At 38.5% G+C, this 3819-nt stretch carries 1 CRISPR repeat array.

From position 1 onward, the window contains the following. Nucleotides 1-38 precede the first annotated feature (38 nt). Nucleotides 39-3724: a CRISPR direct-repeat array (repeat unit 29 nt; unit sequence GTTTTATCTGAACGTAGTGGGATTTAAAG). The last annotated feature ends 95 nt before the right edge of the window (nucleotides 3725-3819 follow it).

Below are 3819 nucleotides of genomic sequence, written 5' to 3' on the forward strand. Positions count from 1 at the left end.
ATGCCTTCTCTGGCCCGGTCTGTACTATCAAACTTATCGTTTTATCTGAACGTAGTGGGATTTAAAGCGGATTGCTATACCGCTTCCAGGGAACATTTGCTAAGTTTTATCTGAACGTAGTGGGATTTAAAGATGGTTGGTTAGTTAACTATCCTGTCTTGCAATCTCCGTTTTATCTGAACGTAGTGGGATTTAAAGTGTTGAAAAACGTTCGGCCAACATCGCCTCGACATTGGTTTTATCTGAACGTAGTGGGATTTAAAGTGTTGAAAAACGTTCGGCCAACATCGCCTCGACATTGGTTTTATCTGAACGTAGTGGGATTTAAAGAGAGAATCGTTATACAAGTAAGTTGCTCGGCAATAGTTTTATCTGAACGTAGTGGGATTTAAAGCAGCAATACAAACCCGGTGCGATAACTGAATGTAAGGGTTTTATCTGAACGTAGTGGGATTTAAAGCACTAAATCAAACACTATTAAAAAGCATTTATATAGTTTTATCTGAACGTAGTGGGATTTAAAGAGGTTTGAACCGAGCCTGTTCAATCTGGGTATACAGTTTTATCTGAACGTAGTGGGATTTAAAGGTCTAATGAATCAAAAACTTTTTCTAATTCAGTCATGTTTTATCTGAACGTAGTGGGATTTAAAGTGATATAGAAGATTTTTATAGGATGATTTATTACCGTTTTATCTGAACGTAGTGGGATTTAAAGCAAGATTAGTTTATTGGTCATTGCTGTAACGTGCAAGTTTTATCTGAACGTAGTGGGATTTAAAGATGTCTACACGCTGCAGGGTTTCTATTGCTTTGATCGTTTTATCTGAACGTAGTGGGATTTAAAGCTTTATTAAACTGTAACATCCAGTCCCTCATGGGTGGTTTTATCTGAACGTAGTGGGATTTAAAGAGGTAATATATTACGCTATATGCAACAAACCTATGGGTTTTATCTGAACGTAGTGGGATTTAAAGTCAATATATTTATAATTGTACCGCCCATTATTATCAGTTTTATCTGAACGTAGTGGGATTTAAAGTCCTCCGGGCCAGACACGATCACCAGGGAAATGGAGTTTTATCTGAACGTAGTGGGATTTAAAGATTGGTATTGTCACGCGTTTGGCTCAGGCCGCACAGCGTTTTATCTGAACGTAGTGGGATTTAAAGACCTTTACGGGAACAATAGTCTGTCAAGCTTGCGGTAGTTTTATCTGAACGTAGTGGGATTTAAAGACGGCTATATAAAGAGACTCCAACTCTGATACTTTTGTTTTATCTGAACGTAGTGGGATTTAAAGATGATAAACTGCACATCCATAGTGTTCTGTTTGTTGGTTTTATCTGAACGTAGTGGGATTTAAAGAGAAAATTTAAAGTTGCCCTTGGCTGAGAAAATACCGTTTTATCTGAACGTAGTGGGATTTAAAGCTATCATGCAAGCTGGCTATATAAGCACGGCATACCTGTTTTATCTGAACGTAGTGGGATTTAAAGCAACCCAGCAAACAGAAGTCTTCCCAGTGGCTCAATGTTTTATCTGAACGTAGTGGGATTTAAAGATGTCTACACGCTGCAGGGTTTCTATTGCTTTGATCGTTTTATCTGAACGTAGTGGGATTTAAAGCCTAAACATTAAACCGCAAAATGCACCTGCGGTAACTAGTTTTATCTGAACGTAGTGGGATTTAAAGTCGTTTTCAGAGCCTTGCTGTTGCGCAGGTTATGAGTTTTATCTGAACGTAGTGGGATTTAAAGAAGGATGTCGGCGGTGTAAGGGAAATTGACATTTACGTTTTATCTGAACGTAGTGGGATTTAAAGATTACACTACCCATCCCAGCCATGCTACACCACCCCGTTTTATCTGAACGTAGTGGGATTTAAAGATTTTACCTTATTTAAAAGAACAACCTTATGATGATGGTTTTATCTGAACGTAGTGGGATTTAAAGAAATTTAGGAGGTAACAGAACAATGCTCAATAATTCGTTTTATCTGAACGTAGTGGGATTTAAAGGCCCTCCGACTGGTATCGCTTGCCCTGTCGTAAATTTGTTTTATCTGAACGTATTGGGATTTAAAGAAAGTTATAGCGGCCGTTACCGAGAATCATTCGAAAGTTTTATCTGAACGTAGTGGGATTTAAAGAGTTTACGCATCTGGTAAATTGTTTGAATTGGGATTCGTTTTATCTGAACGTAGTGGGATTTAAAGATAATAAAAGGTTGTTCCTTTTTATATGTTTGCTAGTTTTATCTGAACGTAGTGGGATTTAAAGATATCTTGCTAATTCTAAGTTATTCATTCTGAATCAGTTTTATCTGAACGTAGTGGGATTTAAAGTTGTTTGTATGACTGCCAATGCTAACCGGGTGACTCCGTTTTATCTGAACGTAGTGGGATTTAAAGTAGATTGGCTTTATCTCCAGCTCCCGGCATGCCTTCGTTTTATCTGAACGTAGTGGGATTTAAAGTCCGCTATTATACCTTTGGCGGAGTAACTGGGGCATGTTTTATCTGAACGTAGTGGGATTTAAAGTCCTAAAATTCACCTGCTTTCCATTTTGGAGCTTCTGCGTTTTATCTGAACGTAGTGGGATTTAAAGTTAGCCAAGCATTTACGGAATACACTGACATGCTTCAGTTTTATCTGAACGTAGTGGGATTTAAAGCTGTTTTATACACGTTTCTTAAGGTGCACAGTGAGCGTTTTATCTGAACGTAGTGGGATTTAAAGCAGATAATTGGCGTTGGTGAAGCCGGTCCGGAGGCAGGTTTTATCTGAACGTAGTGGGATTTAAAGAGGCTAACGACTTTATCGATTACATCTGCCATGATGGTTTTATCTGAACGTAGTGGGATTTAAAGTATAGTGCTTCTAATACTTTTTCTAAAAGATTAGCTCGTTTTATCTGAACGTAGTGGGATTTAAAGGTACCATTCTGCTGTTGAGCTCATCCGCTACCTGGGTTTTATCTGAACGTAGTGGGATTTAAAGTGACCTATTGGAACAAGGCATATATGACACTGATACAGTTTTATCTGAACGTAGTGGGATTTAAAGTGGATTACCACTGGAGCTGTGCATGGAGCTGAAACACGTTTTATCTGAACGTAGTGGGATTTAAAGCCGTCTGAAACAATGTAAGCTGGTAGGCCATCTTCTCGTTTTATCTGAACGTAGTGGGATTTAAAGCAATTTGGGTGACGCTGGCTGCTGCCATCATTTCCTCGTTTTATCTGAACGTAGTGGGATTTAAAGCAGTTTGCTCAATTCACTCACACACAGAATGCTCTTAGTTTTATCTGAACGTAGTGGGATTTAAAGCTGCTTGCTGCATGAAGAACTCATCCCAGCTCGGTCTCGTTTTATCTGAACGTAGTGGGATTTAAAGTGTAGTTTTTAAGGTTGGTTTTTATAGTGCTTGCATGTTTTATCTGAACGTAGTGGGATTTAAAGTTTCTTTTTTCTTTTGTGCCTGTTCTTTTCTTTTTTGTTTTATCTGAACGTAGTGGGATTTAAAGATAGTGTCCTCGTTGGGGAATAGGCTTCCGTAGTTGGTTTTATCTGAACGTAGTGGGATTTAAAGTTAAAATCAACCAGGTAGTTGTAGCCAATATCCACCGTTTTATCTGAACGTAGTGGGATTTAAAGAAGGAGGAATTAACAATAACTAACTATGAAAGATTTGTTTTATCTGAACGTAGTGGGATTTAAAGNNNGGCCTGCTATACAAGCTGCTTTAAATCCCACTACGTTCAGATAAAACAGCGGCTAACGAAACGGCAAAAGTGGGACAAGTTGTCTTTAAATC

The organism is Sporotomaculum syntrophicum (genome assembly GCF_009932395.1).
GTDB classification, from domain to species: Bacteria; Bacillota; Desulfotomaculia; order Desulfotomaculales; family Desulfallaceae; genus Sporotomaculum; species Sporotomaculum syntrophicum.